The organism is Acinetobacter sp. 2JN-4, assembly GCF_003687745.1.
GTDB classification, from domain to species: Bacteria; Pseudomonadota; Gammaproteobacteria; order Pseudomonadales; family Moraxellaceae; genus Acinetobacter; species Acinetobacter halotolerans.
Window position 1 is genome coordinate 179,025 of sequence record NZ_RDNY01000007.1, and the last position, 26,375, is coordinate 205,399.

Here is a 26,375-nt window from a genome sequence, read left to right on the forward strand (position 1 = left end):
AAACTTTTAAAAATTTTAATATTCAATTAAACTAGTGGCAAATTAAAACGCCACAAGCAATGAGGAGAATTCCTGTGAGCGATATCGAACAACGCATCAAGCAAGCTGTAGCTGAACAATTAGGTATGCGTGCTGAAGAGATCAAAAACGAAGCATCTTTCATGGATGACTTAGGTGCTGACTCTTTGGATTTGGTTGAACTTGTTATGTCATTTGAAAATGACTTTGACATCACCATTCCAGATGAAGATTCAAATGAAATCACAACAGTTCAATCTGCAATTGATTATGTAACCAAGAAACTTGGTTAATCATCCTGCATGATCGAAAGCCACCGTAAGGTGGCTTTTTTGTGATCTAAATTTATAACGGTATAGAGAATATACATATTCTTACAAGAAAAAATAAACGCTAAATATGAAAAGAATTTATTTGTGTGTATAAAATTTATGCTATTTAAAATAACTTATTAAAGCATAACAACAAGAGGAAACTTTATGAGTAGTATCGAAGAGCGTGTTAAAAAAATCATCATTGATCAACTTGGTGTAGATGAGGACGAGGTTGTGCCTAGAGCATCTTTTATGGATGATTTAGGTGCTGACTCTTTGGATGTGGTTGAGCTTGTTATGGCTATTGAAGAAGAATTTGATGTAGAAATTCCTGATGAGGAAGCTGAAAAATTTACCACAGTTCAATCTGTCATTGATTTTTTGAAATGCTCTCTGGAGTGAGGTGAAATTGCATAATACTTTATGCTGAGCGAAAGCAGCCATGATGTAGCTTTTTTTGTAGTTAACATTTGAAAATTAGCTAAAAAATATACATAGAATTACAAGACCTATTTAAATTGAAACTAGAGAGATTATTTTTTTCTGTATAACTAATAAGTAGGTCAATTTTGACTACGCTTCATGAATAATTAAAGAGGAAATAAGAATGGGTCTTTTTGATTTTGTTAAAGGTATTGGCAAGAAAAATACTGCGCCAGCAGAACCACAAGCTGCGCCAGCATCACCAGCTGAGCCGTCAGCTCAGGAAGTAGCAAATAAACTATTGGGTTTGATTAAAAGCTTAGGTTTAGGTGTTGATGGCCTATCAGTTACTTATAATGGTGCGACAGATACCGCTGTGATTAAAGGGCAGGTAAAAAGCCAAGCAGATAAAGAAAAGATTGTACTTGCTGTTGGGAATATTGATCATGTTGCACAAGTTGATGATCAAATGACGGTTGAAACAGCCGAACCAGAAAGTAAGTTCTATACAGTAAAATCAGGCGATAACTTGTCTAAGATTTCAAAAGAGTATTATGGTGATCCAAACCAATACAATAAAATTTTTGAAGCGAATAAACCATTGCTGAAAAATGCAGATGATATTTTCCCAGGTCAGGTATTACGTATTCCACAATAATTTACTTGATCCTAAAAAAAGGCGCATTAAGCGCCTTTTTTGATATTGAGTAGAAAGTGCTAAAAATATATGTTCAGTTCACTTCGCACAGACTCAAAGTGAACGGATATACGTACTTAAAAACTATAGGTCATCCCAAGTTTGACTGTTCGTGGCTGTCCTGGATAAACATAGCGATTAAACGCGCTATCATCATATTTTTTATTAAAGATATTTTTAATATCAAAACTGAAACGTATGTCCGATGACAGATTGTAATAAGAAATAAAGTCTGTAGTCGCATAACTTCCCATGCTGTACGTATTATTTGCAGTTTGTCCCTTTCGGCTGGCAACATAGCGCTGGTTTAAGCCTAAACCTAAACCATTTAATGCATCTGATTGAAACTCATAAATACTTAATAGATTGAATGAATCTTTAGGAATATTAGCTAAACGTGTTCCTTTAGTTAAGCCATTATCTTTACTCACCGCAGCATCGGTATAGGCATAATTCCCAATTATTTTCCACTCTGGGGTGAGATTTCCAACTAAACTGAGATCAAAGCCTTTACTTGTGACTTCACCGGCGGCAACGCTTTTCGTTGAATCGAGTGGATCTAATGTCAGCACATTTTCTTTTTTGACATAATAAATTGCATTTTCAAATGAAAGTTTATGATCAAGAAGGGCATATTTTGAACCGATTTCATAAGAAATACCTTCTTCAGGATCAAAGCCTTGATTATTTCGATCTGCACCAGAGTTTGGCTTAAATGATTTACTGATGTTGCTATAAAGCGTGAATTGATCGGTCAAATCATAAGTAAATCCAATACGCGGTATGACTGTATTGTGATCAGTTGACCATGAAGAATTATTTATAAAATTCGTATAATCCTGTTCGTAATGCTCAAAACGTAAACCAATCAGGGTATTGAGTCGGTCTGTTAAACGAATTTGATCTTGAACATAGAAAGCTTTGCTACGCAGTTGTTCATGATCATGTGTGGTGACGTTGACTAACTCTGGCAGTGGCTGAGTACGATCGGGGTTGTGGATATTTAAATCAAATGGTGCAGTGGAGCGAATAATATAGGAACGGTAGTCATAATTTTCAAATTCTATTCCAGACACTAACGTATGTTCTAGGTTAAACAGATTAAACTCACCGACAAGGCTAGCTTGAATATTTTTGTCATTCCAATCTAAATTTCGCCAATTATAATTTCGAGTAATGATTTCGCCATGACTATTGGCTTTTACACCATTTGCTTCAACAGCATAACCATGTAAATTTCCATCTAAATATTGCGTACCTACATTCAGTTTCCATGCATCATTGAGGTTATGTTCAACGCGTAATTGGAACATATCATTGTCGTTATAGAGTCGATTTCGTTTTTTTCCAGATTCCCACCAATATTCTTTGGGATCAAAAGAAGATTTTTGTTGACCATCATAGCGAGTAAAACCACGATCTAAAGCATGTTGGTTACGTAACAAATCTGCTTCAAAGATCACTTTGGTATTCTCTGAAGGTGTCCATTGAATAACGGGTGCAATGTTCCAGCGTTTTGAGTCAACATGTTCTCGAAAAGTATCTCCATTTTCCCCCATTAAATTTAAACGGTAGCTGACACTGTTATCTTGAGTCAAAGAGCCAGTGGTATCCACTGTACTGCGATATAGCCCCTCATCATCGATACTCAAACCAAGTACTGTTTTTCGTTCGGCGAGGGGTACTTTGCTCACCACGTTAAAAGTACCTCCTGGATCACCACGACCATACAGGCTTGATGAAGCACCTCTTAAAACTTCTACACGCTCGATGGTTGAGCTATCAGGTGCATTTGGATAACCGCGGTTAATCGGAAAGCCATTTCTATAATATTCGCCGCTGGTAAAGCCTCGAGATGTGAATGTGGTCAGCCCTTGACCGCCAAAGTTATTTGCGCGTCCAAGTCCCGCTACATCAAGTGCTTCGGATAAACGGGTTGCTTGGATATCTTCAAGTACTGCTTTATTGACCACAGTTACAGCTTGTGGCGTATCTTTAAGTAAAGTAGATGTGCGTGTCGCAGAACTTGCAGAATTGACCTTATATTCTTTTTCAGAATTTTCGACTGGTGTTGAGGCTTGAATGGTGATGGTCGGCAGCGTATTCACTTGATCATTGGCAAAAACAGTCATGGCGCAGCTAAGCGGTAATAAGCTAGGTAGGAGGCGGTATTTCAGCATGAGGAATATAGTGAAAATTAAAATGATAATTATTATATTTTATAAGCAAGTTAAGGTTCTTGAATATTTTGCATATGTTTATCCAAGTTGATGATAAATTTTCATATAGAGCCTTAGATATGCCTAAAATAGTAGGGCATGCTTAGTATTTTTTGAAAATAAGATACTACTGATCTGCAAGATATTGAACCCGTTATCGATTTTTGTAAAAGTCTTGGCTTAATTTTTTATGGATAAGCAAAGCGGTTTAAAACCGCTTTGGAATCTTTTGCCCATTTGGAACAGGTGTTTCCGCATGTTTTAATACACCAAATAACCATGTTTCTGCATGTTGAACTGCGATTTTGAGTGAATCACCTAAAGCCAATCGTCCCGCTATGAAACTTGCCAAAGAACAACCTGAACCATGATATTGTCCTTCTAGGCGAGGGCAACGGCTTTCCGCAATCATTTTGCCATCCGCATACAGGACATTTCGAATATAATTTGGGGTGTCTTCATGCCCACCTTTGACCAGCACTGCTTTTGCACCCATTTCAAATAATTTTTGAGTGGCTTGTTCAATGTCATCTATACCCGTTAAGGCCGTTAATTCAACCGTATTTGGGGTAATCACTGTGGCTAAAGGAATCAACTCCACAAAGGCTTTAACTAAAGTTGCTTGATCACCCAATGAACCGCCGCTATTCGCTACGAGTACAGGATCAAGTACATATTGATAATCTAAATGTTCGCGTAAAAACGTTGCCAAAGCTGCAATATTATCTGTCGTACCGAGCATTCCAGATTTAACGCATTTAATCGGTAGATCGCCGACCACAGCATTTGCTTGCGCAAGCAACAGTTCTTTAGATGTCGCTTCAAAACCAAACACTTGTTGAGAGTTCTGGATAGTTAGGGCGGTACATGCAATCGCAGCATGTGCACCACTTTGCCCAATTGCTTCAATATCGGCTTGTAAACCAGCACCACCTGATGGATCTAAACCTGAAAAACAAAGTACGGTTGGACGCACTGCAATTTCCTTTTATGTTTTCATTTGCGTTAGTATAAGGAAGTTTCGAGAAACTCTCGACTTTGTTGTGTAAGGCTGTAAGAGATTGGACGAATGACGATCAAAAATATTCTGATTGATTTAGATGGTACTTTGACTGACCCGAAAACAGGGATTCATGGTTCAATTCGTTTTGCTTTAGCAAAGCTCGGCCAACCGTTGGCTGATGTCGTGGACTTGGATTGGACCATTGGCCCACCATTGAAGGGTTCGTTGGCTAAATTACTCAATACACAAGATGATGCTTTGGCTGAGCAAGCTTTAGCTGCCTATCGTGAGCGTTTTTCGGTTACCGGTTTATTTGAAAATGAAGTTTATCCAACGGTAGTTGAGACCTTGCAGCAATTGCAAGCACAAGGTTATACCTTGTTTCTAGCCACAGCAAAACCTACGATTTATGCAAAACAAATCTTGGTTCATTTCAAGTTGGATCAATATTTTACAGGCATCTATGGCAGTGAACTGACAGGTGAACGTACTAATAAAGCAGATTTGATTGCCTATATTCTTGAGAAAGAACAGTTGGATGCGCAGCAATGTATTATGGTGGGTGATCGTCAGTATGACATTATTGGCGCACGTGCCAATAATATTGAGACGATTGCAGTGAATTATGGATATGGGACAGCGGAAGAATTGGTCCAAGCTCAGCCAGTAACGCAGATTGCACAATTTAATGAATTGATTGAGTGTGTTGCATTGTTAAATGTAGAGCGAAAAGTTTCTTAAGCATTGAATGGGTAAATAGCCTCGATGATTCGAGGCTATTTTTTTAATTAAATATTATGCTTCAAGCGATATTGCACTAATTCCTCGATACTAATCACCGTCAAATCATGTGTTTGTGCATACGCTAAAACTTGAATGCCTGAAGCCATCGAACCATCAGGATTCGTTAATTCACACAAGACACCTGAAGGTTTCAAGCCAGCTAAACGGGCTAGATCAATCGTTCCTTCGGTATGCCCACGGCGTGTCAAAACACCACCATCACGTGCACGTAAAGGAAATACATGACCGGGACGACTGAGATCACTGGCAACAGCACCATCTTTGGTCGCTGCTAAAACTGTGGTGACACGATCTTTGGCAGAAACACCTGTGGTCACACCTTGTGCCGCTTCTATCGTCACGGTAAAGGCTGTTTTGAACTGACTTGAATTATCCATGACCATGGGTGGAAGTTGTAAATGATCTGCCAATTCTTCAGTTAAGCAAAGACAAACAATCCCTGAACCATCACGGATCATTTGTGCCATGGTTTCGACAGTTAATGTTTCGGATGCAACAATTAAGTCCGCTTCATTTTCACGGTCAAAATCATCCATTACCAACACAGGTTTGCCTTGGCGGATATCATCTAAAGCGTGTTGAATACGTTGTTCAGCAGGGGAAAGGGCTGAAAAGAAAAGTTCGGGTTGGATTAAACTAGACATAATGAAACGCTCTCGTAAATAGGTTACGGTTGAACATTTCAGGACTGATGCAAAAATAAGCGCGCACTAAAACAAACCAAGTTTGTTTTGGTGATTTCGTCTTCTTTCATCCGGACTATACCGTCGGCTTTGGCATCTCACCAAATCTGCGAGTATACGTGGGATATTTCATAACCCTCAATATACAGGCTCGTGGGCTGGTTAGGTCATTGATGAGCAAAGCCTAACTTACCACCGGTGGGGAATTTCACCCCGCCCTGAAGCGATGTGTTTTGATTATAGTCATATTTTACGTGAAGAATATAATTTTTATGGAATGAAACGTTCTATAGCGACCACAAATCATGTTGAGATGTAATTCACTATTTTCCATTAATCAGTGAAATTGGTAATAGATCATAATTGAGCATAAACTCAAAATATAGAACAACAAGAAAGGGAGGCAATCGCCCATGGAAAAACCAGTTCAAACAGACCTCGAACAACTCGCTCAACAAATACATCGTCCAGTGATGAATCTCAAAGATTTTTCCCATTTATCCGCGCAAGAGTTGACTTGGTTAAATCAGCAGTTACAGCGCACTGTGTTAGAAGAAAATCGGAAAATTAATCAGCATCTATTTCAAGTTCCTTTCTTTTTACGGCTATTTTTTAGAAATAAAATGCAGAGGTAAGGGCGATGACTCGATTAGCAGTGCATGCAGAAATTATAAAACTTGCACGTATTTTAAGTATTTCAGAACAACAGCTGGCCTTCTTGCAAAGCATAGCACCAGAAAGCCTTAGACAATTTCGCTTTGCAATCATTGAATTATTACAAGATCAGCAAAAAGCACGGTTTCGACATTTGGCAATTTGGGTCAATTGGTTGCCAAATTGGTTAAATGTTTTCATGGTTAAACGATTTTTAGATCCGTTGATTGTGGTACAGATTGCCGTACACCTATCCACTGAAAACTTATATCGGATTGCTAAAAAATTATCCGCCGACACACTTGCTGAAATCTCAGTTCATCTTGACCCACGATTGGCACGAGAGCTGTTGGTTTACTTAACCACCCATCAAATTATCGAGATTGCTCAAGTGCTTTTGCAAAAGCGTGATTTTGTGACCATGGGCCGCTTCGTGAGCATGTTGTCTGATGAGGTGGTGCAAGATGTTGCTCAGATTGTTGAACAAGAAAGTGATCTTTTAGAAATCGCTTTTTATATTGAATCTAGAGAGCGCATTGATCATTTGGTTCATGTCATACCGAAAGCACGTATAGAAAAGGCATTATTGATTATCTGTGATCCGACGCAACGTCTAGTTTGGCCCAAATTATTGGCATTAATGAGCCATATTGGTTATGAATTAAAACAAGAGCTTGGGGATTTAGCCGTACAGCAAGGTGAGACGGTCATTAACGCGATTATTCAGGCGGCTCAGGAAGATCAACTTTGGGAGGATATGTTGCCCGTTGTCGCAGGCCTATCTGCTCAGGCTCAGCATTATGTTGCAAATTTACCTGCATTGCGACAAGTCGACATTATTCAAAGCATCGTGGCTGCCGCAGATCATTGTCATTTATGGACTGATATGTTGGTGGTTGTGAATTATATGCAAGATGAGGCAAGGCAGGGGGTTGCCATAGCCATTGCACAAATTGATGAGCAGGTTTTACATCATATTGCCTATGCTTCCTTGTTGCGTTCGCAATGGGAGGTAACTTTCGATATCGTTGGTCGTATGCCGATAGACAAACAGCGACAATGTCGGAAAATTCTCAATGTTTATATGCGGCAACTCGATGCTGAAACTTATCAATATCTCGATGATTTATTAGATCATTATCAGATTGATGTACCTGTTGTAGATTGAGTTTTAGGAATAGGGTAGTGTGTCGCGAATCGGAAGTAGTGTTGCTAAAGCGTGCTCATAGCCACGCTCTACTAATTCATCTAATTTATGCCAGTCAAACATAGCGATACCTTCAATTGGCATACGAATATGCAAGTTCGCCCGTTCAATCGCAGCTGCTTGAATCATGGTGTCACTGGCAAGTGTAGCGGTGCGCATTAAAATTTCAGCCAGTCGAGGTGCTGGTAAAAGTTTATCTTTAATCAATTTGTTCCAGTTCAGAAGGGCACTTTGGTCAGGTTCATTTAAACCAATTCCTGGTATGCGAATATCATCATTTAAACTGACATTACTGGCAATAATTACACCTCTTTCTAAATTTTGCATCACGTCTGTGGGGAGATTATTGATGATACCGCCATCGCACAATAAGTTCTCATGCCATGCAACAGGCGGTGCAACGCCAGGCACACTCATGCTGGTACCGACCCATGTTGCCAATTCACCTTGATCATGAATGACAGCTTGACCCGTCGATAGATTGGTGGAAATACAATAATAGGTTCGTTTCAACTCCTCAATTCGTCGATGTCCAAAAATAGACTGTAATCGGGTATGAAATCGTTGTCCTCGGATTAATGAAACTTTTGGCATGGTGTAGTCATTTAGATAATTTCGGGCAACAAAAGTTTCATAAGCAATATGGGTCATTTCAACACTATCAAAACCGCATGCGACCAATGCGGCAACAAATGCACCCATACTGGTTCCCCCTACAATGTCGATTGGGATATGTAATTGCTCCAATGCGCGAATTAAACCAATATGAGCAAATCCACGCGCACCGCCACCACCAAGGACCAAACCTAAACCTTGACTGGAGATTTGCCGAGCGACAGCGCTGATATCTGCCTGCGCCCAAGGGTGAATAAAATAATGGGCACGAGCATGATAAAGCTGTTTCCAGCTCAGTGTATGAGGGGAGGGATCTCCCTCAGAGCGTAATAGCACTAATTCTATGGGACTTTGCCAATCATATTGATTTAACACCTCGACCAGTTGGGTCTGAACAGGTGGGTGATTGGCTTCTGCTAAGATTAAGATTCGATCTGCCTGATGTAGACAGCGCTTTGACCATTCATCATCATGAGTATGTGCAGCATAAAGGACGTAACAATGCTTTTCTTCAAGGTTTGCTAACCATTGACGTAATTTTAAATCATCTGCACCGTAGTCGAGAGCTGTTTGACTAAAACCGAAGCCAAATAGTGCATCCACATGTGCGGCGGTAACTAATCGAACATGTGGCCATCGTTGTAAATGCTCAGTCAATTGTTCTGCGAGATGAATAGCTGGAATCTGTGATGCAACAGGAACAACAGATAACGTTCGGTTATGGCTCATGGCATGAGTGTGTTGTAGTTCGGGTTGTGTGCGAGCGATGATGAGTCGAGTCAAGGCCAATAAAACCTTAGGATATTGATGGATGAAGTCTAAAAATGGTTGCTGTGGAATCGCGAAAAGGGTGGTATCTCGGATGGCATGAACGGTACCGTGATGTGGCTGCTTGGAAATATTGCCCATTTCTCCCACGATTTCGTGACGGCCCAAATAGGTTGATAAACCTGAAGCAGTAGTGAGCTTAACGCGACCATAAGCAATAATATAAACATGATCAGCAATATCATCGAGCTGATAAAGCATTTGCCCTGTTTGTAAATGCAGAATATGTCCATAACTGGCGATGACGCTCAGTGTGGCTGCTTCTAGTTCCGCAAATACTGAAACTTTACTCAGTGTTTTTATAATATCCATATTCTTCAAATTATCTTTATTTTCTATTCATTTAATAAAGCATTGAGCTCTTTTACAAGTATGGTTGCGTAAAGTAGGACTGTTGTTTAGACATTTTTTGTATGTAGGTTTTTGGGAGATACATTTATGTAGATGTAAAAAGCTTAGCTATAAAAAAAGCCAGTTCATTTTTGACTGGCTCTTTTAGAATCTTTAAAGTTTATGCAATTTGCACAGGAATGCAGTTTGCAGTGTGACTTACAGTATTGTTTGGATTAGCATAGACTAAACGCGGCTTGTGCAGATCTGCTTCTACTTCAGTGAAATCACCAAAGGTTGCAATAATCACTAAATCGCCTACATCAGCTTGGTGTGCTGCGCCACCATTGACTGAAATAATGCCTGAATCATCTTCACCACGGATTGCATAGGTTGTGAAACGTTTGCCGTTAGTGACGTTCCATACGTGGATTTCTTCGTATTCACGAATCCCTGCTAAGTCCATTAATACACCGTCAATTGCACAAGAACCTTCGTAATGAAGTTCTGCATGAGTCACAACTGCACGGTGAATTTTACATTTTAATAAACGAGATAGCATGGCTAGCGTCTCCTGAGTAAGACCTAAGATGAATATCTTATGGTTGACTTGTCACGTTTTCCGCGGGCTATTGGCGGTACGATGCGCATTTTGCGCCTAAAAATGCAATATGGCAAGTATGATTGTTCAACAATACAGTCGTAAGTTTAAGCGGGTTTGTAAGCATTGATTTGATTCATCGCTTGCGAAACTTGTCCATCAACAAGTATTTTCACTTTAGATAAAGCATGATCAATTGCTGCATCCATTAAATCTTGTTCACTGCTTGGGGCTTTATTGAGTACATGACCTGAAACACGCTCTTTCGAGCCAGGATGTCCAATTCCAATCCGTAAGCGGTGGAAATTAGCACCAAGATGAGGAACGATATCACGTAGACCATTGTGTCCGCCGTGTCCACCACCTGTTTTCAAACGAATAACGCCAGGATCCATATCCAGTTCATCATGAGCGATTAAGATCGATTCAGGAGAAATCTGATAAAACTTAGCGAAAGGGGCAACACTTTGACCTGAACGGTTCATAAAGGTTGTTGGGAGCAATAGACGTACGTCATGACCTTCAATTTGACCACGACCACTGAATCCATGAAATTTCGGATCAGCTTTTAACTGAATACCATAACGATCTGCAAGCTGTTCTACGAACCAAAAACCTGCGTTATGGCGAGTTTGGGCATATTCCTTTCCAGGATTGCCCAAACCAACAATTAGCGAAATATTTGACACTAATTAAGCCTTTAACACTTATGCGCGGATAAAGTCAGCGTGCATAGGTGTGTTTTTTGCTGGGTGACGTTGTAACGCTTTGATTTTAACGTTTTCAACTTGATCACCGATTTGGATTTCAATCACTTCTTCAAAGAAAGCATTGTTTTCTAAAGCTTTAACGATTTGACGAAGCTCTAAAGTGATTGTTACAGGCTCAGCGCTACCGCCATAGACGATTGCTGGAATTTTTCCTGCGTGACGAAGGCGGCGGCTCGAACCTTTCCCTTGTAGTGCAGCTTCACGTGCTTGAGCATTTAATACGAAGTTTGCCATGGGCATATCCTCATTGAGTTTTAAGAGACTAAACTTGCGACCAGTTTAGTGATAGAAAACCCTAGCTAAGCTAGGGTTTAAGAAAAAAGCTGGGCTATTATAGATAACTATCAAACATCGCGCTAATAGATTCTTCGTTATTGATACGACGAATTGTTTCAGCAACCATGCTAGCAACAGACACTTGGCGAACTTTGCCAATGTTTGCTGCCTCATCTGAAAGAGGAATCGTGTCGGTTACAACAAGTTCATCAATAACAGAGTTTTGAAGGTTTTCAATGGCTTTGCCAGATAAAACAGGGTGAGTTGCATAAGCAATAACTCGACGTGCACCAAATTGTTTTAGTGCATCAGCCGCTTTGCAAAGCGTACCTGCTGTATCAACCATATCATCTACGATGACACAGTCACGATCTTTGACATCACCAATCAAATGCATCACTTGAGATTCATTTGCTTTTTGACGACGCTTATCAATGATCGCTAAATCAATATCACCCAGTTGTTTTGCAACAGCACGAGCACGCACTACACCGCCAACGTCAGGTGAAACCACCATTAAGTTGTGATGTTGTTGCTGATGTAAATCAGCTAACAAGGCCGGCGTACCGTAGATGTTATCAACAGGAATATCGAAGAAACCTTGAATTTGGTCTGCGTGCAGATCGATCATCACAACACGGTCAATACCTACAGTTGTTAGCATATCTGCAACAACTTTAGCAGTAATCGGTACACGGGCAGAACGCGGACGTCGATCTTGACGTGCGTAACCAAAGTACGGAATGACTGCTGTGATACGACCTGCACTTGCGCGACGCAAAGCATCTGCCATAACCAAGATTTCCATAAGGTTATCATTGGTTGGCGCACAAGTAGATTGGACGATAAAAACGTCTTTGCCACGTACATTTTCAGTAATTTCAACTGAAATCTCACCATCAGAGAACTTGCTAACTGAAGCAGCTCCTAATGGAATATGTAAATGACTTACGACTTTTTGGGCGAACTGTGGATGAGCACTTCCACTAAAAACGACAAGATTGGGCATGAAGCACCTGAGCGAGGATTAAGTGAAGCAACGCTTCACCCGAGCGCAAGGGAAAAGTTTTAAATTTTTCCAACGGGTAGTTTAGAAACAATCTATTATATGGCAGGGGCGGCTGGATTCGAACCAACGGATGCCGAGATCAAAACCCGGTGCCTTACCACTTGGCGACGCCCCTAATGCGGCAGAACTTTAATGGTTTTATGCGGTATTGTCAATATGTTTGATCAATATCAATATAAAACAAGCCTGTCTAAAGAAATGGCAGGGGCGGCTGGATTCGAACCAACGGATGCCGAGATCAAAACCCGGTGCCTTACCACTTGGCGACGCCCCTAAATTTGATAATGTAATGGCAGGGGCGGCTGGATTCGAACCAACGGATGCCGAGATCAAAACCCGGTGCCTTACCACTTGGCGACGCCCCTAATGTATTACATATATCTACAGATGAAAATTGGCAGGGGCGGCTGGATTCGAACCAACGGATGCCGAGATCAAAACCCGGTGCCTTACCACTTGGCGACGCCCCTAACGCATAACTTCGAAATTTCGTAAAGGTGATTCTGCTAAACTATTGACCACGTAAGCTTTACATGGTGCGTTTTGCAAGATCAACGCGATGTCCATCTCTTCGGTTATTTCAGTAAAAACACAAGCACCTGTACCTGTAAGCTTTGCTAGACCAAACTGATCTAAATATTGCATTGCTTCTTCAACTTCAGGATATAACTGTCGAGCCAAAGGTTCAAAGTTATTTCTAAAAAGAGAAGGTTGTAACTGATAGGCGCAAAATGTAGTGATCTTAGAATCTCTTGTCAATGATTTTTGTGAAAATAACTGTTGAGTGCTGATAAAACAGTCAGGTTTTAAAATTATGAACTTTTTTTGCGCTAAGTCTATGAATGATAAATGTTCACCGACCCCTTCCGCCCATGCGTTTCGTCCATAAACGAAGATGGGAACATCAGCACCAAGTTGTACGCCATACTCAGCGAGTTGCTGATCATTTAAACCGCATTGCCAAAGCTGATTGAGTACAATCAGGGTGGTCGCTGCATTGGAAGAACCGCCACCTAGCCCCGCGCCCATTGGAATATTTTTTTCAATTTGGATATTGAGACCACAGGGTTTTTTGGCATGGGGGCGGAGTAACTGGGCTGCTCGATAGATTAAATTCTGTTCGATTTGTACTTCTGCTAAGCCTTGAATTTGAATGACTTCTTCATTAGTTTCTTCAAAAGTCATCCAGTCATACAAGTCAATCAGTTGAAAAATCGTTTGTAATTCATGATAACCATTTTCTCGACGACCTGTGATATGAAGAAATAAATTCAATTTAGCAGGGGAAGGGACTCTAATCATAATAGAATAATCTAAGCTATCGGTTTTGAATGACCATTGTAATACGGTTTTCTTGATCTTCGGCAAGCGCTTGTTTCAACAACAGCTTGTTGGGCAGCGTTTGAGCATCGTTATAACTAAAGTCGACGGTCCAACCATCTTCAATCAGTTGTTTTAAACGTTGGTTTTCATCTTTCGTAACTTGCGCATGTAAGGTCGCTGGTTTGGCCTGTACCCAATGGGTTAAATGCATAATAGGAGCCTGCCAACCTGTGGCTTTTTCTAATAATTCCTCAGGTGATGTTGCCGTAATTAAACCAGTTTTAGCACTATTGAGCGTGACCTCGCCCGACCTCCCCTGAATCTGTGTTTTTCCGACACCAAGGATGCCTGTCAGTTCAATATCAAATTGTTCTTGCTGTTGTATCCATGTGAAGAATGCACTACCAGACTGTTGTGGTGTGCGTACGCCAATTTTTCCTTGCAAGCTAAAGTTGTTTTCATCCTGTACTTGGGGCGATGTAATCACTTTTTTGGGTTGGCTTAAATGTTGGCAGCCAGTTAAAAACAGCGCGCTACTGCTACATATTGCGACGCATAGTTTTGGAAAAAAACGCATGGATTTAACTCTTTTTTACAGTGACAGGTAAGATTAAGCTATCAAGTTGTTGTAATTGTGGGGCATTCGCATGTTTTTGTTTCAATTGCTGTAACACATCGCTAAATTGCGTGAGTGAACCTTGCATATACAGTGCTTTGGCATAGCGAACCCCGATATTGATGTTCTGACTCAGACCATAAGCTTGTTCAAGAACCGCAACAGCAGTATCAAAATCATTTTGCAAAAAGGCAATATAACCGAGTGTATCTAAAATAGATGCTTGTTCAGGCGCGTATTCAAGTGCTAGCTCTGCATATTTTCGCGCTTCTTTCAAACGGCGGTTTTGTAAGGCGAGTGTATAGGCATAAGCATTCAGATAGGTTGGGCTATTTGGCTCAATCAATAGCAATTGTTTTAAGGTTTTATCGAGCTTATCTCGGTCGGTAAACGGGTCGAGTAATAAAACTTCGGCATAAATCAATTCAGGATCATCTGGAATATTCTTGATGGCTTCATCAAGCAATGCCAAAGCTGCCTTTTTATTGTCCATTTTCTTTAAAATATCCGCTTGGGCTTGATATAAGAAACTGGCGTGTTGCGGATAATTCACTCGCTCTTGCGTTAAAAAACGCAGCGCATCATTGAGTTGTTGTTGTTGTTCAAAAATAGAAATCATGTTGCGTCGAGAAACAATATATAGACTGCCATCGACCAGACGGTAATAGGCCTTTGCCGTCTCAAAATGTTGCTTACGTTGCGCATTAATCGCGAGGTAATAATAAGCTTCATTTTGATATTTTTCAGAATGACGTAACTCAACTAGATATTGTTCAGCATGTTCGTATTGTTTGAGATCAATGCTGGTCAAACCAGCAATAAATAAGGCGTCTTCGGCTTGGGGATGATCTTTAATAATCGCTTTCAGTTTATCAAAAGCTTGTTGCTGTTGATTGAGCTGAATGTAGTAGCGCGCCTCAGCTAAACGGATATCAATATTATTCTTGTTTTTGCGACTGGCTTGAGCCAGCCATTTTTGAGTTGCGGTTTCATCACCTAGAGCCATAAGTAAATTGGCTTTCATTAAAACGAAACTGGTGGATTTTGAGCGTTTACGCAGAGCACGATTAATATTGGTGAGTGCTTGTTCATATAAGCCATCTTGTGCTTCTAACCCTGCGATGAGTGCCAAAATTGATGGGTTGTTTTTTTCTTTACTTGCACTGAGTGCATTTAATAAAATCTTGCGATCTTGCGCTTGTTCAGGTGCGATCCCAGCTAAAATTTGTTCTAAATCAGCAGTTGGATCAATATTTAAAATCTTATCCAGTGTTTTTGCGGCAAGGTCATATTCATGGGTTTTGAGCGAAATATGTGACAAGTAGAATAATGCAGGAACATCTTCTGGCTCTTGTTCAACCCAATGGGTGGCAATATCTAAAGCGGCTTGCAAATCGTCATATTCAAGTGCAATGTCTAGCGCGCGCTGTTTGATGGTGGTTGAATTGCTGCGAATCGCAAGCACAGTATAATTGTGCAATGCTGTTGGAATATCATCGTAGGCGAGAGAAAATTCAGCAACCATGCTTTGTTTCAGTGCGTATTCAAAGCTCTGATCTGCATACATGTCATGTATTGCTTGTGCGGAGGCGTAAGCGCTCATACTACCTAACAATAAGATTGTGGTAGAATACCGTCTAATCGTCTTGCCGTGAAAATGGATACGGCGATATAGTTGACGCAATTTTTATTGATCCAAAGTAATGCTTTTTATGACACCGATGTTGCACAATAGCATAAATTTAGCGGAATGATGATCTGATATGTCTTTCTTTGCACTGGGTGTCAACCATCAGACAGCTTCTGTCGAACTCCGTGAGCAAATTGCTTTCAATGCAGAGCGATTGACCACGCTATTGCTTGATCGACACCAACACCCAGCACTTAAAGATATGGTGGTGGTGTCTACATGTAATCGGACGGAAGTGTATGCCATGACTGAGGATGCTGATAGCGTCCTGCATTGGCTCGCCCAAGTGAATAATATTGATGTTAAACAATTGATTCATCATGTTTATCGTTACGAAAATGCCCAAGCTGTTACACATTTGATGCGCGTGGCAAGTGGTTTGGATTCGCTCATGTTAGGTGAGCCACAAATTTTAGGGCAAGTAAAAAGTGCATTAGCCTTGTCCAAAGATGCAGAAACGATTTCTCCAGAGTTAAATGGCATTTTTGAATATGCTTTTTATGCGGCGAAACGCGTTCGCTCGGAAACCTCTGTTGGTAGCCATGCTGTTTCAATGGGATATGCAGTTGCCCAGCTTGCTTCTCAGGTCTTTAGTCATCCAGAAAAATTAACAGTGATGGTGGTCGCGGCAGGTGAGATGAATACTCTGGTTGCCAAACACTTGGCTGAAATGGGAGTGGCTAAAATCATTATTTGCAATCGTAGCCGTGAACGAGCGGATGAATTGGCACAGGAACTTGCACATCAAGCTGATGTTGAAATTATTTCTTTCTCAGAGTTAGCACAAAATTTACATAGAGCTGATGTGATTTCAAGCTGTACAGGTAGTTTGCATCAAGTGATTGAATATAATGACGTTAAAGTCGCATTAAAAAGACGTCGTTATCAACAAATGCTGATGGTTGATTTGGCTGTTCCACGCGATATAAATCCAAAAGTAGAATCATTGGATAACGTTTATTTATATGGTGTTGATGATTTACAAAGTGTCATTGAAGAGAACTTAGCGCAACGACGTCAGGCTGCTGTTGAAGCTGAGATCATGGTCAATCAATTGGCGACTCAATTGATGACCCAACAAAAAGTCAAAGAAGCAAGCGGCACGATTCAAGCCTATCGCCAACATAGCGAAGAAATGAGTCAGCATGAGTTGGCACATGCTTTAGAGTCATTACAACATGGTCATGCACCTGAACAGGTCTTACAAGAATTTGCCCACCGTTTAAGCCAAAAACTAATGCATCCAACGTCAATTTTATTAAGAGAAGCCGCTAAAGCTGAAAATCCAGACTACTTCGAATGGTTGCAACAACATCTGCACGATGTATTTGAGCATGAACGTAAGCCGAAACAGTAAGGCATTTTTTTAAGATAATAATTTCAAACCAATCTGTTTGGTTAACTCATTTAATTGTTGACGCAGATTGCGTAATTCAATCAAAGAAATTGGTGATTTAAGTTTTAATCTTAAATACTTTTCTTGAAGATTCAATGCATAATCTTTTGCCAGTTTATCTGCAATTTCAGGTGCTTCAGTGAGTGACTGAATATTGGTGCGCTGCATAATATCCGCCAGCTCATGGCTATAACTACTACATGCACCAAGTACATAATAGGTTGCTAATTCTTGATCATCAGGTAAATCATCAAACACAATATTCAGTGCAGCCAAAATTTTGGCTAAGAGTTCAGCAGGATCAATGACCGCACGGAGTTCTTCAAAGTGAATATACAGATAAGGGTGATGCATCAATATGGCAATCGCAAAGTCTTCATCTTTGGTATGAATATTAAACGATAAAGATGCATCATGGCTGACTTGGGGAGTAAAGCGTTTACCTAGACCTAATTTTTCACGGAAAGATTGTGTCAGCAAATAACGGAATGAACCATGCTTCGGCAATAATTCTGTCAATTCACGCAGTTCTCCCATCACTAAGCTTTTACCTTCAGGTGAACTGATGTCATGCTGTCCAGTCAGATGGGCAAATACAAAGTCAGAGAGTAGCGGCGCTTGTTGTAATAATTTCTGGAAACTTTCTAAACCTTCACGACGAATTAAAGAGTCTGGGTCATGTTCATTTGGAAGTACGAAAAACTTTAACTCACGTCCATCGTTGAGTAAGGGCAGTGCGATTTCCAAAGTTCGACGTGCTGCTTTTTGTCCCGCAGCATCTCCATCAAAGGCGATTGTGATTCGTGAGTTTTGTTTAAACAAGGTATTTAAATGGTCTGCGTTACTTGCAGTTCCAAGCGTCGCAACGGCGCCATTGATGCCATACTGCTTTAAGGCAATCACATCCATATAACCTTCAACCATTAGCCAGTCATTGGCTTTTTGTTTACGTCCTTCATATAGCCCATAAAGTAATTGATTTTTATGGAAAACTTCAGAATCGGGTGAGTTAATATATTTGGGTTTGATCTCATTGTTGAGTGCACGACCACCAAAACCGACCACTCGACCTTTATGGTCACGAATCGGAAAAATTACCCGTTCACGTAATAAATCAAAATCTCGACCGCTATCACTTGAGCGAATCAGCCCCAGTTGTTTCAAGCCTTCAATATCTTGAGGAAAGGCTTTTTCGAGATGTTGCCAATCTTCGGGTGCATACCCTAAACGCCAAAATTGAATGGTTTGAGCAGATAAACCGCGCTGTTTAAAATAATTTTGTGCCTTTTGACTATTGGGTAATTGGCGTTCATAAAACTGCGCTACATTTTCCAAAAGATCATATAAATTTCCTTCCTGCACATATTCATCCATGTTAAATGATGGATCAAATTGGGCAAAAGGATCATCCATGTAGCGATCCATATCAACAAAATGACCATCAATTGGTTCATCAATGACAGCTGGATTTGGCGTTGGACTATGAGTTTTTTGTGTTGGTGGATTCACCGCTACTTGGGTACTACGCTTATAAGAAAGTTTTTTATTGTCATGATTATCTTTGGGTAGCTCGACGCCCGTTTTATTTGATAAGTCCTGCATCACATCGACGAAGTTCCGACTATCAATATCCATCAAGAATCGAATTGCATTGCCATTGGCCTGACAGCCGAAGCAATGGAAATACTGTTTGTCTCGATAAACATGAAAAGACGGTGTTTTTTCTTGATGGAATGGGCAACAGCCTGAATAGGTTCTTCCTGTCTTTTTTAACTTCACACGCTGACCGATCAAATCGACAATGTCGGTTCGATCTAAAATTTGATCAATCGTATGTTGTGGAATAGCCATAAGGTTTAACCAATAAGAAGAATTAAATGTCTTTAGCGGAGTCTTGTCTAGCGCTCATCCAATTTTAGGATAAACCTTCGGTTCGACCTACTTTGGTTTTGCCCAAAGTAGGCAAAGGCATTGTCATCCACAAAACCTGTTCACTTTATGTATTTCTTTAAATACAGTATTTAGTATACAAGCCTTGTTACTCTTTTGATACCACGCAGGTTGTGGATGACGTTTCCGAGTATCGTATTGCAGGGTAAATTGTATCTGTGATTTAGTAACTAGAAAATGAAAAACAGGCAAGGGGTGACTTGCCTGTTTGCTGAATCAGATTGTGATCGCAGGATTAATTTGCGGCATCTTCTTCGCTGGTTTGTTCAGTTTCTGGTTTGTCGAATAAACCGAAACTTAAGCGATTGGTTAAACTGCGTTGTTGCTCAGTTTTAACATCATTTTCTTCAGTATCAACAGTCTGAGTCTCACGACCTAATAAACCCAAGGTAGCGCGATTGACCCAACTGCCTTCTTTACGTGCTGCACGTAAATTCACGTCACCATTGGATTTAACCAAATTTGGATAGTTCAGTTTTAATATTTCAACGTATTGTTGTGACGTTGCTTTATCACCCAGTTTGTCATAACTATAAGCAAGTGTTGCTAATGCTTCAGGCGTTTGAGGCGTTTGAGGATAATGCTCAATGACCCATTGTGCACGCTCAGCAGCAGCAAGCCATGCTTTACGCTTGATATTAAAACGTGCTGCATTCATTTCATTTTCAGCAAGTTCTTGACCAATAAACTTCATTCGTTGTGCGGCATCAACAGAATACTGGCTACTTGGGAAGCGACGGATTAAATCAACAAAGTTTTGATAAGCAACTTTGACATAGCTCACATCACGGTGTGATTGTTGTAGTGATGTATAGCGAATCAAGCTATCGTAATTCATTTCCATATTCGCAACACCGCGAACATAGTAGGCATAATCAACATTTGGATGTTGAGGATTTAAACGAATGAAACGATCTGCAAGCGCGATTGTCCCTTCATAATCCTTTTGTTTAAATTTGGCATAGAGAAGTTCGAGTTGCGCTTGCTGCGTGTATTGCCCAGTTGGATAGTAGGTATCCAAGGCTTCTAGTGACTTTACGGCATCAGTGTATTGATTGCGCTCTAGCGATTTTTGCGCTTTTTCAAAATAAATTTGTTCACTCGATTGTGGTCCTTTATCAACCACTTCTTTCTTGCTTGGATTGCTGCTACAGCCCACAAATGCAGACGCTACACCTAAAGATAGTGCAAGCATCGTAATTTTATAACGTGGTAGCGACATAAAAACTCCTCTGTTATTCTGGGCAATGAGCTACAATGGTTGTATTAAACCATTTTTGTACCGATCATCAAATGACTTCAGCACAATCTTCCAATTCAAACGTATCTGAAACAGATTTCTTACTCGAAGAATCTGTCGATGCAGATAATCATACTTCTGACTCAACTGCAACACGTTTATCGTTGCAAATTCAACTCGATGAAGACTATTTAGGTCAACGTATTGATCAAGTAGCGGCATTGGTTTGGAGCGAGTTTTCTCGTGAAAAACTTAAACAGTGGATGAAAGACGGCCATCTGTTGGTAAATGGTAACATTGTTAAGCCCAAGTACCGCTGTGAAGGCAATGAGTTACTAACACTCGATGTTGAGCTTGAAGCGCAAACCTCGAGCCAACCTGAAAATATTCCACTCAATATTGTCTATGAAGATGATGATATTATTGTGATTAATAAAGAGATCGGCATGGTGGTTCATCCGGGTGCGGGTAATCCCTCAGGAACACTGGTCAATGCTTTACTTTATCACTGTCCTAAACTTGCGGAGCTTTCTCGTGCAGGTTTAGTGCATCGTATCGATAAAGATACCAGTGGCTTATTGGTGGTTGCGAAAACATTAGAAGCGCAATTTTCACTCAGTAAACAACTGGCAAAGAAAACTGTTTATCGTGTTTATGATCTTGTTACATACGGCAATATCATCGCGGGCGGAACGATTGATGAACCGATCAAACGCCATCCTGTTGATCGTGTCAAAATGGCGATCCTGCCGGGCGGGCGCGATGCTGTGACCCACTATAATGTAAAAGAGCGTTTCCGAGACTTTACCCGTGTACAAGCGCAATTGGAAACAGGGCGTACGCATCAAATCCGTGTGCACTTTAGCTATCTTGGGCACGGACTCGTTGGAGATCCAGTGTACGTCAACCGTGTGCGCTTTCCAGCTGGGGCTTCAGCAACCTTAACTGATATGTTGCGTAATTTTAAGCGTCAAGCCTTACATGCCGCAAAACTTGGACTCGTTCACCCACGCACAGGTGAAGAAATGATGTTTGAAGCGCCGTGGCCTGAAGACTTTATTAAATTACTTGAAGTGCTTCGTAGTGAAAATGAGGCTTATTAAGCAACGATGTTAAGGAATTAAGGCATGGAATTTGTACAAGGTTTGCCTAAAGGTGTATACGTTGGGCAAACACGAATTGAACATCTTCAAATGATTGCAACGGACAATAAAAATCTTTATGGATTTAATTTGGCATTGCATGTCAATGATGATGTGCAACGTGTTCAACAGCATCGTATGGTGTTGTTGCGTGAGTTGTCTCAGTTCGGAGTGGATAAACTGACATGGATGACTCAAACGCATAGCACCATTTGTCATACCATCAATGAGCAAATTCCATTTACTGCGCTTGAAGGTGATGGCTTAGTCACGCAGCGTACAGGTCATGCCTTAATGATGATGACAGCTGATTGTTTGGCTGTGGTATTGGGCAATGCCGAAGGAAATGAAGTTGCCAATCTACATGCAGGTTGGCGTGGCTTGGCCAGTGGTATTGTTGAAAATACAGTCAATGAAATGCAATCACAGCCGACTTGGGCATGGTTAGGGGCGGCGATTAGCCAACCTTGTTTTGAAGTTGGTGCAGAAGTAAAAGCGGCTTTTTGTGAGAAATATCCCGAACTAGAAAGTGCTTTTATCGCTGGTCAGATTGAAGGGAAATACCAAGCTGACTTATATGCGATTGCTCGATTTATCCTCAATCGTTTAGGGGTTGAGACGATTCTAGGAGGAGATCAATGCTCTTATAAACAGGCGCAAGACTATTTTTCTCATCGCCGTGATGCGAAAACAGGCCGCATGGCGAGCTTTGTTTTTATGCAATAAATTGCATTCTTTATGCGCTTGATTCGCCTTGTATCTGAGAAAAATGTTAAACTTGATTCAATTCATTGGTTTTTAAATTTTCCATGTTCGTTATTGATCAAGACACTCCCAAAGTTAAAGTTTGTGTGATTTATCATAGTCCTTATGGTCATACAGCTAAAGTCGCGCAACATATAGCGCAAGGTGCAGAGCAAGCTGGTGCAGAAGTTCACCTGATTTCTGTTGCAGCACCACTATGGGAATTACTTGATCAAGCGGATGTTTTAGTCATGGGCTGTCCAACCTATATGGGAAGTCTGACCTCTGCATTAAAACAGTTTATGGAAGATTCCTCTAAACGCTGGTTAGCAAGGTCATGGCAAGGGAAGTTGGCGGCGGGTTTTACCAATGGCGGTGGGCTCAGTGGTGATAAGCTTGCGGTATTGCAGCAAATTAATTTATTTGCGATGCAACATGGCATGTTATGGGCAGGATTACCGTTTATGCCGACAGGGCGCAGTCCACAAGATATTAACCGCATGTCGAGCTTTTTAGGCTTAATGACACAGTCGGACAATGCCAGTGTTGAAATCACTCCACCCGAAGGTGACTTGGAAACGGCACGAAAATTTGGGAAATATTTAGCAGAGTTAAAGTTAAAGCATTTATAAAATTGATTTTTCAGCAATAAAAAAACCTCCAATCATCATGATTTGGAGGTTTTTTTATCACTTATGAAAAATCCGTGCTTTATCACGTTGCCAGTCACGGTCTTTTTCCGTGGCACGTTTATCATGCAATTGCTTACCTTTTACCAGTGCAATTTCTAGCTTGACCAGATGACCTTTCCAATAACAGGCTAAAGGAACACAAGTATAACCTTTTTGGTTGACTGCACCCAAGAGATGTTCTAATTGACGACGAGAAAGGAGCAACTTACGCGTGCGGGTTGCTTCTGGAACGACGTGCGTTGAGGCAGACAACAAAGGCTGAATTTGCGCACCAAATAAAAATGCTTCATCATTTTTAAAAGTCACATAACTTTCAGTTAAGCTCATACGACCAGCGCGTAGGGATTTCACTTCCCAGCCTTGTAAAGACATGCCAGCTTCAAATTTTTCTTCAATAAAGTAATCGTGGCGCGCTCTTTTGTTTTGAGCAATCGTGCCACCATTATGTTTTTTTACTACTGTTGCTTTCGCCATAATTCAAACTTCCACAATTGTGCTTATTGTGCCGTAAAACGTAATCTTTTTCCATCATTTAGGAATTTCGCGTTTATGCTTAACTTTTGTTAAAATACCCAGCTTATCTCATTGACGCAGAGTACAACGCATGTCTAAAACACGTGTGATTTATCCAGGGACTTTTGATCCAATTACCAATGGACATGTCGACTTGGTTGCAAGAGCATCAAAAATGTTTGATGAAGTGGTTGTTGCGATTGCGATTGGTCACCATAAAAATCCTGTGTTTAGCTTAGAAGAGCGTGTAGCATTAGCCAAAACATCATTAAGCCATCTAAACAATGTAGAGTTTGTGGGGTTTGATGGTTTGTTAGTCAACTTCTTCCGTGAACAACGTGCGACCGCCGTACTGCGTGGTTTAAGAGCAATTTCAGATTTTGAGTATGAGTTTCAGTTGGCAAATATGAATCGCCAACTTGATCCACAATTTGAATCGGTATTTTTAACGCCATCTGAGCAATATTCATTTATTTCATCGACTTTGGTCAGAGAGATTGCGCGTTTAAAAGGTGATGTAGCTAAATTTGTGCCTCCCGTCGTGGTTGAGGCTTTTGAACGTAAACATCAACAAGGCTGGTAACGTGTCCTTATATATTACAGATGAATGTATTAACTGTGACGTCTGTGAACCTGTGTGCCCCAATGAAGCGATTTATATGGGCGAGCTGATTTATGAGATTGACCCTGCACTTTGTACAGAGTGCATTGGTCACTTTGATCAGCCGCAGTGTCAGTTGTTTTGTCCAGTGGATTGTATTCCACTGGATCCTCAGCATGCCGAATCACATGATGAACTCATGCAGAAATATAAAAAATTAACAGCGCAAAAAAAATCGAGCAATTAAGTTCGAACTTTGATAATATGCGCCACGAAGTGGGCTGGACGGTCGCTGCTGTGAAAGTCTCCGTGACTGAAACAGGGGAGGAAAGTCCGGGCTTCATAGGGCAGGGTGCCAGGTAACGCCTGGGCGGTGTAAACCGACGGCAAGTGCAGCAGAGAGTAGACCGCCTCATTCGTGAGGTAAGGGTGAAAGGGTGCGGTAAGAGCGCACCGCGTGTCTGGTAACAGTTCACGGCAAGGTAAACCCCACCAGAAGCAAGACCAAATAGGAATCCTGAGGCACGGCCCGTGCTGGATTCGGGTAGGTCGCTTGAGCGTACGAGTGATTGTACGCCTAGAGGAATGATCGTCCTCGACAGAACCCGGCTTACAGGCCCACTTCCCAGATTTTTTAAAATTGTGCTTGACGTGTGTAGTAAAAGTTTAGATAATGCGCGCACAGTTTTCGGCTATGTAGCTCAGTTGGTTAGAGCACCGCACTCATAATGCGGGGGTCACAAGTTCAAGTCTCGTCATAGCCACCATTTTATAGACCACGCTCCTGCGTGGTCTCTTTTTGTCTGCTGTTTTTAAATTGATAATTCTAAACCGACTTTAACCCGATCTAGAACGATCAACGTTCGATAGGTTTTGACATCTTGATTGTCTGCAAAGTGTTTACGTACCAATGCTTCGAAGTGAGATAAGGTATCTGAAATCATAATGATAATAAAAGAAACACCCCCGTTGACGAAATAACACTGCTGTATCTCTCCAACATTTGCAAAATATTGTTTAGCTCGATCCATTACGATGGAGCGGTCTTCTGCTAAACGGACTTCAATAATAGAGGTGATTTTTTCACCAAACTTTTTAGGATTCAGCACAGCACAATTTTTCTCAATCACATTTTCTTCTTCAAGTTTCGCAATCCGTCGTTGTACCGATGCTTGCGATAGATTAATTAATTCAGCAATTTTTCGATGTGACATTTTATTATCATGCTGCAACTGTCTTAGAATTGCATAGTCGAACTGATCTAATGATATTTCTGACATGATTTAATATCTCGTAATAAGAGAAATAAAGAGTAATTTACTTGTATTTTTGCATGAAATTGCGGAATTAATCGTAAATTTGTGAATTAAAATTGCATAATTATATTGTAGAGCATGGTCATGTTCAGACTAGATTCTAAGCAAAACATTGCATTTCTCGCTGCTTTTATTTCTTTGGTATCGGTGCAGGTTGGCGCCGTAGTTGCCAAAACATTATTTCCTATTTTAGGTCCAGAAACTGTGGCGTTGGTTCGTTTAGGCTTGTCAGCTATTCTTTTGATTATTATTTTTAAGCCGTGGCAACTTTTCTATATTCAAACTAACTGGAGCAATTTGATTATTTACGGCATGTTAGTCAGCGGAATGAATTTGTTAATTTATAAAGCTTTTTCTTATATGTCAGTTGGTATTGCGATTTCAATTGAAGTCTTAGGTCCTTTGGCGGTTGCTATGTTGATGTCTAAAAGGAAGCATGATCTGATATGGGGGGGATGTGCACTAATTGGGATAGTGATATTACCATTTGGTGGAGTTAACCAAAATTTCAGTTGAAGTCTTAGGTCCTTTGGCGGTTGCTATGTTGATGTCTAAAAGGAAGCATGATCTGATATGGGGGGGATGTGCACTAATTGGGATAGTGATATTACCATTTGGTGGAGTTAACCAAAATTTCAGTT

The 26,375-nt window shown here is 40.7% G+C and carries 27 protein-coding genes, 5 tRNA genes, 1 other RNA gene, 1 pseudogene and 1 riboswitch; of the genes and pseudogenes, 15 read left to right on the forward strand and 19 right to left on the reverse strand.

Translation table 11 applies throughout. From position 1 onward, the window contains the following. Positions 1–74: 74 nt before the first annotated feature. From acpP (EAH57_RS11485) to lysM, 3 genes are all read left to right on the forward strand, one after another. Positions 75–311, forward strand: coding sequence for an acyl carrier protein (acpP, locus tag EAH57_RS11485; RefSeq protein ID WP_004655272.1), 237 nt, complete (start codon positions 75–77; stop codon positions 309–311). Positions 312–497: 186 nt separating this feature from the next. Then, positions 498–734, forward strand: coding sequence for an acyl carrier protein (gene acpP, locus EAH57_RS11490; protein WP_121930170.1), 237 nt, complete (start codon positions 498–500; stop codon positions 732–734). A 205-nt stretch (positions 735–939) separates the two neighbouring features. Next, positions 940–1,413 (forward strand): peptidoglycan-binding protein LysM, encoded by a 474-nt coding sequence (gene lysM, locus EAH57_RS11495; RefSeq protein ID WP_005198127.1) that lies wholly within the window; start codon positions 940–942, stop codon positions 1,411–1,413. A gap of 116 nt (positions 1,414–1,529) precedes the next feature. On the opposite strand, the gene EAH57_RS11500 is transcribed toward lysM, so the two are convergent. Together EAH57_RS11500 and EAH57_RS11505 are read right to left on the reverse strand one after the other, a co-directional pair. After that, positions 1,530–3,584 (reverse strand): TonB-dependent siderophore receptor, encoded by a 2,055-nt coding sequence (locus EAH57_RS11500; RefSeq protein WP_171407445.1) that lies wholly within the window; start codon positions 3,582–3,584, stop codon positions 1,530–1,532. 295 nt (positions 3,585–3,879) lie between these two features. Next, positions 3,880–4,647: a hydroxymethylpyrimidine/phosphomethylpyrimidine kinase gene (locus tag EAH57_RS11505; RefSeq protein WP_121930172.1), complete on the reverse strand. Its 768-nt coding sequence runs from the start codon at positions 4,645–4,647 to the stop codon at positions 3,880–3,882. Positions 4,648–4,740: 93 nt separating this feature from the next. On the opposite strand from EAH57_RS11505, the gene EAH57_RS11510 reads away from it, so the two are divergent. Then, positions 4,741–5,415, forward strand: coding sequence for an HAD-IA family hydrolase (locus EAH57_RS11510; RefSeq protein WP_121930173.1), 675 nt, complete (start codon positions 4,741–4,743; stop codon positions 5,413–5,415). A gap of 47 nt (positions 5,416–5,462) precedes the next feature. Here the strand turns inward: EAH57_RS11510 and ribB are convergent, their stop codons facing one another. Further along, positions 5,463–6,122 carry a 3,4-dihydroxy-2-butanone-4-phosphate synthase gene (gene ribB / locus EAH57_RS11515; protein ID WP_121930174.1) on the reverse strand — a complete coding sequence of 220 codons (660 nt, stop codon included), beginning with the start codon at positions 6,120–6,122 and terminating at the stop codon, positions 5,463–5,465. 94 nt (positions 6,123–6,216) lie between these two features. Next, positions 6,217–6,390, reverse strand: a riboswitch (FMN riboswitch). A 184-nt stretch (positions 6,391–6,574) separates the two neighbouring features. Here ribB and EAH57_RS11520 point away from each other — a divergent pair. Together EAH57_RS11520 and EAH57_RS11525 are read left to right on the forward strand one after the other, a co-directional pair. Beyond that, positions 6,575–6,796, forward strand: a complete 222-nt coding sequence (locus EAH57_RS11520; protein ID WP_121930175.1) for a hypothetical protein — start codon at positions 6,575–6,577, stop codon at positions 6,794–6,796. Between the two features lie 5 nt (positions 6,797–6,801). Beyond that, positions 6,802–7,983 carry a hypothetical protein gene (locus EAH57_RS11525; RefSeq protein ID WP_121930176.1) on the forward strand — a complete coding sequence of 394 codons (1,182 nt, stop codon included), beginning with the start codon at positions 6,802–6,804 and terminating at the stop codon, positions 7,981–7,983. 3 nt (positions 7,984–7,986) lie between these two features. On the opposite strand, the gene EAH57_RS11530 is transcribed toward EAH57_RS11525, so the two are convergent. The 12 genes from EAH57_RS11530 to EAH57_RS11585 all read right to left on the reverse strand — a co-directional run bounded on the left by EAH57_RS11530 (position 7,987) and on the right by EAH57_RS11585 (position 16,134). After that, complete coding sequence (locus EAH57_RS11530; protein ID WP_121930177.1) at positions 7,987–9,777, reverse strand: patatin-like phospholipase family protein; 1,791 nt, start codon at positions 9,775–9,777, stop codon at positions 7,987–7,989. Positions 9,778–9,976: 199 nt separating this feature from the next. Beyond that, entirely contained in the window at positions 9,977–10,357 is a 381-nt protein-coding gene (gene panD / locus EAH57_RS11535; protein ID WP_004670039.1) for an aspartate 1-decarboxylase, read from the reverse strand. 146 nt (positions 10,358–10,503) lie between these two features. Beyond that, positions 10,504–11,085, reverse strand: coding sequence for an aminoacyl-tRNA hydrolase (gene pth, locus EAH57_RS11540; protein ID WP_121930178.1), 582 nt, complete (start codon positions 11,083–11,085; stop codon positions 10,504–10,506). 18 nt (positions 11,086–11,103) lie between these two features. Then, entirely contained in the window at positions 11,104–11,400 is a 297-nt protein-coding gene (gene rplY / locus EAH57_RS11545; protein WP_004670042.1) for a 50S ribosomal protein L25, read from the reverse strand. Positions 11,401–11,497: 97 nt separating this feature from the next. After that, a complete protein-coding gene (locus tag EAH57_RS11550) occupies positions 11,498–12,451 on the reverse strand; it encodes a ribose-phosphate pyrophosphokinase (protein ID WP_004670043.1) in 954 nt (317 codons plus the stop codon). 100 nt (positions 12,452–12,551) lie between these two features. Further along, a tRNA-Gln gene (locus EAH57_RS11555) sits at positions 12,552–12,626 on the reverse strand. Positions 12,627–12,710: 84 nt separating this feature from the next. After that, a tRNA-Gln gene (locus EAH57_RS11560) sits at positions 12,711–12,785 on the reverse strand. Between the two features lie 16 nt (positions 12,786–12,801). Next, positions 12,802–12,876, reverse strand: a tRNA-Gln gene (locus EAH57_RS11565). Between the two features lie 30 nt (positions 12,877–12,906). Beyond that, positions 12,907–12,981, reverse strand: a tRNA-Gln gene (locus EAH57_RS11570). Continuing rightward, the gene (gene ispE, locus EAH57_RS11575) at positions 12,980–13,813 is read right to left on the reverse strand and encodes a 4-(cytidine 5'-diphospho)-2-C-methyl-D-erythritol kinase (RefSeq protein ID WP_121930179.1); all 834 of its coding nucleotides are present in this window, start codon (positions 13,811–13,813) and stop codon (positions 12,980–12,982) included. Before ispE ends, EAH57_RS11570 begins: the two co-directional genes overlap by 2 nt. Before the next feature lie 16 nt (positions 13,814–13,829). After that, positions 13,830–14,411 carry a lipoprotein insertase outer membrane protein LolB gene (gene lolB, locus EAH57_RS11580; protein ID WP_005198107.1) on the reverse strand — a complete coding sequence of 194 codons (582 nt, stop codon included), beginning with the start codon at positions 14,409–14,411 and terminating at the stop codon, positions 13,830–13,832. Between the two features lie 4 nt (positions 14,412–14,415). Further along, positions 14,416–16,134: a tetratricopeptide repeat protein gene (locus EAH57_RS11585; RefSeq protein WP_004670048.1), complete on the reverse strand. Its 1,719-nt coding sequence runs from the start codon at positions 16,132–16,134 to the stop codon at positions 14,416–14,418. Between the two features lie 79 nt (positions 16,135–16,213). Here EAH57_RS11585 and hemA point away from each other — a divergent pair, with 79 nt between their 5' ends. Then, entirely contained in the window at positions 16,214–17,497 is a 1,284-nt protein-coding gene (gene hemA, locus EAH57_RS11590; protein WP_121930180.1) for a glutamyl-tRNA reductase, read from the forward strand. A gap of 9 nt (positions 17,498–17,506) precedes the next feature. Here the strand turns inward: hemA and EAH57_RS11595 are convergent, their stop codons facing one another. After that, positions 17,507–19,387, reverse strand: coding sequence for a DNA primase (locus tag EAH57_RS11595; RefSeq protein ID WP_121930181.1), 1,881 nt, complete (start codon positions 19,385–19,387; stop codon positions 17,507–17,509). Between the two features lie 334 nt (positions 19,388–19,721). After that, entirely contained in the window at positions 19,722–20,708 is a 987-nt protein-coding gene (locus tag EAH57_RS11600) for an outer membrane protein assembly factor BamD (RefSeq protein WP_121930182.1), read from the reverse strand. A 71-nt stretch (positions 20,709–20,779) separates the two neighbouring features. On the opposite strand from EAH57_RS11600, the gene rluD reads away from it, so the two are divergent. From rluD to EAH57_RS11615, 3 genes are all read left to right on the forward strand, one after another. Further along, the gene (gene rluD, locus EAH57_RS11605) at positions 20,780–21,829 is read left to right on the forward strand and encodes a 23S rRNA pseudouridine(1911/1915/1917) synthase RluD (RefSeq protein WP_034595178.1); all 1,050 of its coding nucleotides are present in this window, start codon (positions 20,780–20,782) and stop codon (positions 21,827–21,829) included. Positions 21,830–21,853: 24 nt separating this feature from the next. Next, a complete protein-coding gene (gene pgeF / locus EAH57_RS11610; RefSeq protein WP_121930183.1) occupies positions 21,854–22,594 on the forward strand; it encodes a peptidoglycan editing factor PgeF in 741 nt (246 codons plus the stop codon). A gap of 83 nt (positions 22,595–22,677) precedes the next feature. Next, the gene (locus EAH57_RS11615) at positions 22,678–23,244 is read left to right on the forward strand and encodes a flavodoxin family protein (RefSeq protein WP_004670061.1); all 567 of its coding nucleotides are present in this window, start codon (positions 22,678–22,680) and stop codon (positions 23,242–23,244) included. Between the two features lie 57 nt (positions 23,245–23,301). On the opposite strand, the gene smpB is transcribed toward EAH57_RS11615, so the two are convergent. Then, positions 23,302–23,778: an SsrA-binding protein SmpB gene (smpB, locus tag EAH57_RS11620; RefSeq protein ID WP_121930184.1), complete on the reverse strand. Its 477-nt coding sequence runs from the start codon at positions 23,776–23,778 to the stop codon at positions 23,302–23,304. 130 nt (positions 23,779–23,908) lie between these two features. Here smpB and coaD point away from each other — a divergent pair, with 130 nt between their 5' ends. The 4 genes from coaD to EAH57_RS11640 all read left to right on the forward strand — a co-directional run bounded on the left by coaD (position 23,909) and on the right by EAH57_RS11640 (position 25,185). Next, the gene (gene coaD / locus EAH57_RS11625; RefSeq protein WP_004670066.1) at positions 23,909–24,400 is read left to right on the forward strand and encodes a pantetheine-phosphate adenylyltransferase; all 492 of its coding nucleotides are present in this window, start codon (positions 23,909–23,911) and stop codon (positions 24,398–24,400) included. Position 24,401: 1 nt separating this feature from the next. Next, a complete protein-coding gene (locus tag EAH57_RS11630; RefSeq protein ID WP_004670068.1) occupies positions 24,402–24,665 on the forward strand; it encodes a YfhL family 4Fe-4S dicluster ferredoxin in 264 nt (87 codons plus the stop codon). 26 nt (positions 24,666–24,691) lie between these two features. Beyond that, positions 24,692–25,047, forward strand: an RNA gene (gene rnpB, locus EAH57_RS11635) — RNase P RNA component class A. Between the two features lie 61 nt (positions 25,048–25,108). Then, positions 25,109–25,185, forward strand: a tRNA-Met gene (locus EAH57_RS11640). 45 nt (positions 25,186–25,230) lie between these two features. Here the strand turns inward: EAH57_RS11640 and EAH57_RS11645 are convergent. Next, positions 25,231–25,698 carry an Lrp/AsnC family transcriptional regulator gene (locus EAH57_RS11645; protein ID WP_121930185.1) on the reverse strand — a complete coding sequence of 156 codons (468 nt, stop codon included), beginning with the start codon at positions 25,696–25,698 and terminating at the stop codon, positions 25,231–25,233. A 120-nt stretch (positions 25,699–25,818) separates the two neighbouring features. Between EAH57_RS11645 and EAH57_RS11650 the strand changes: the two are divergent. After that, positions 25,819–26,247 (forward strand): annotated as a pseudogene (locus EAH57_RS11650) (EamA family transporter); the annotation flags it as partial. Positions 26,248–26,375 lie beyond the last annotated feature (128 nt).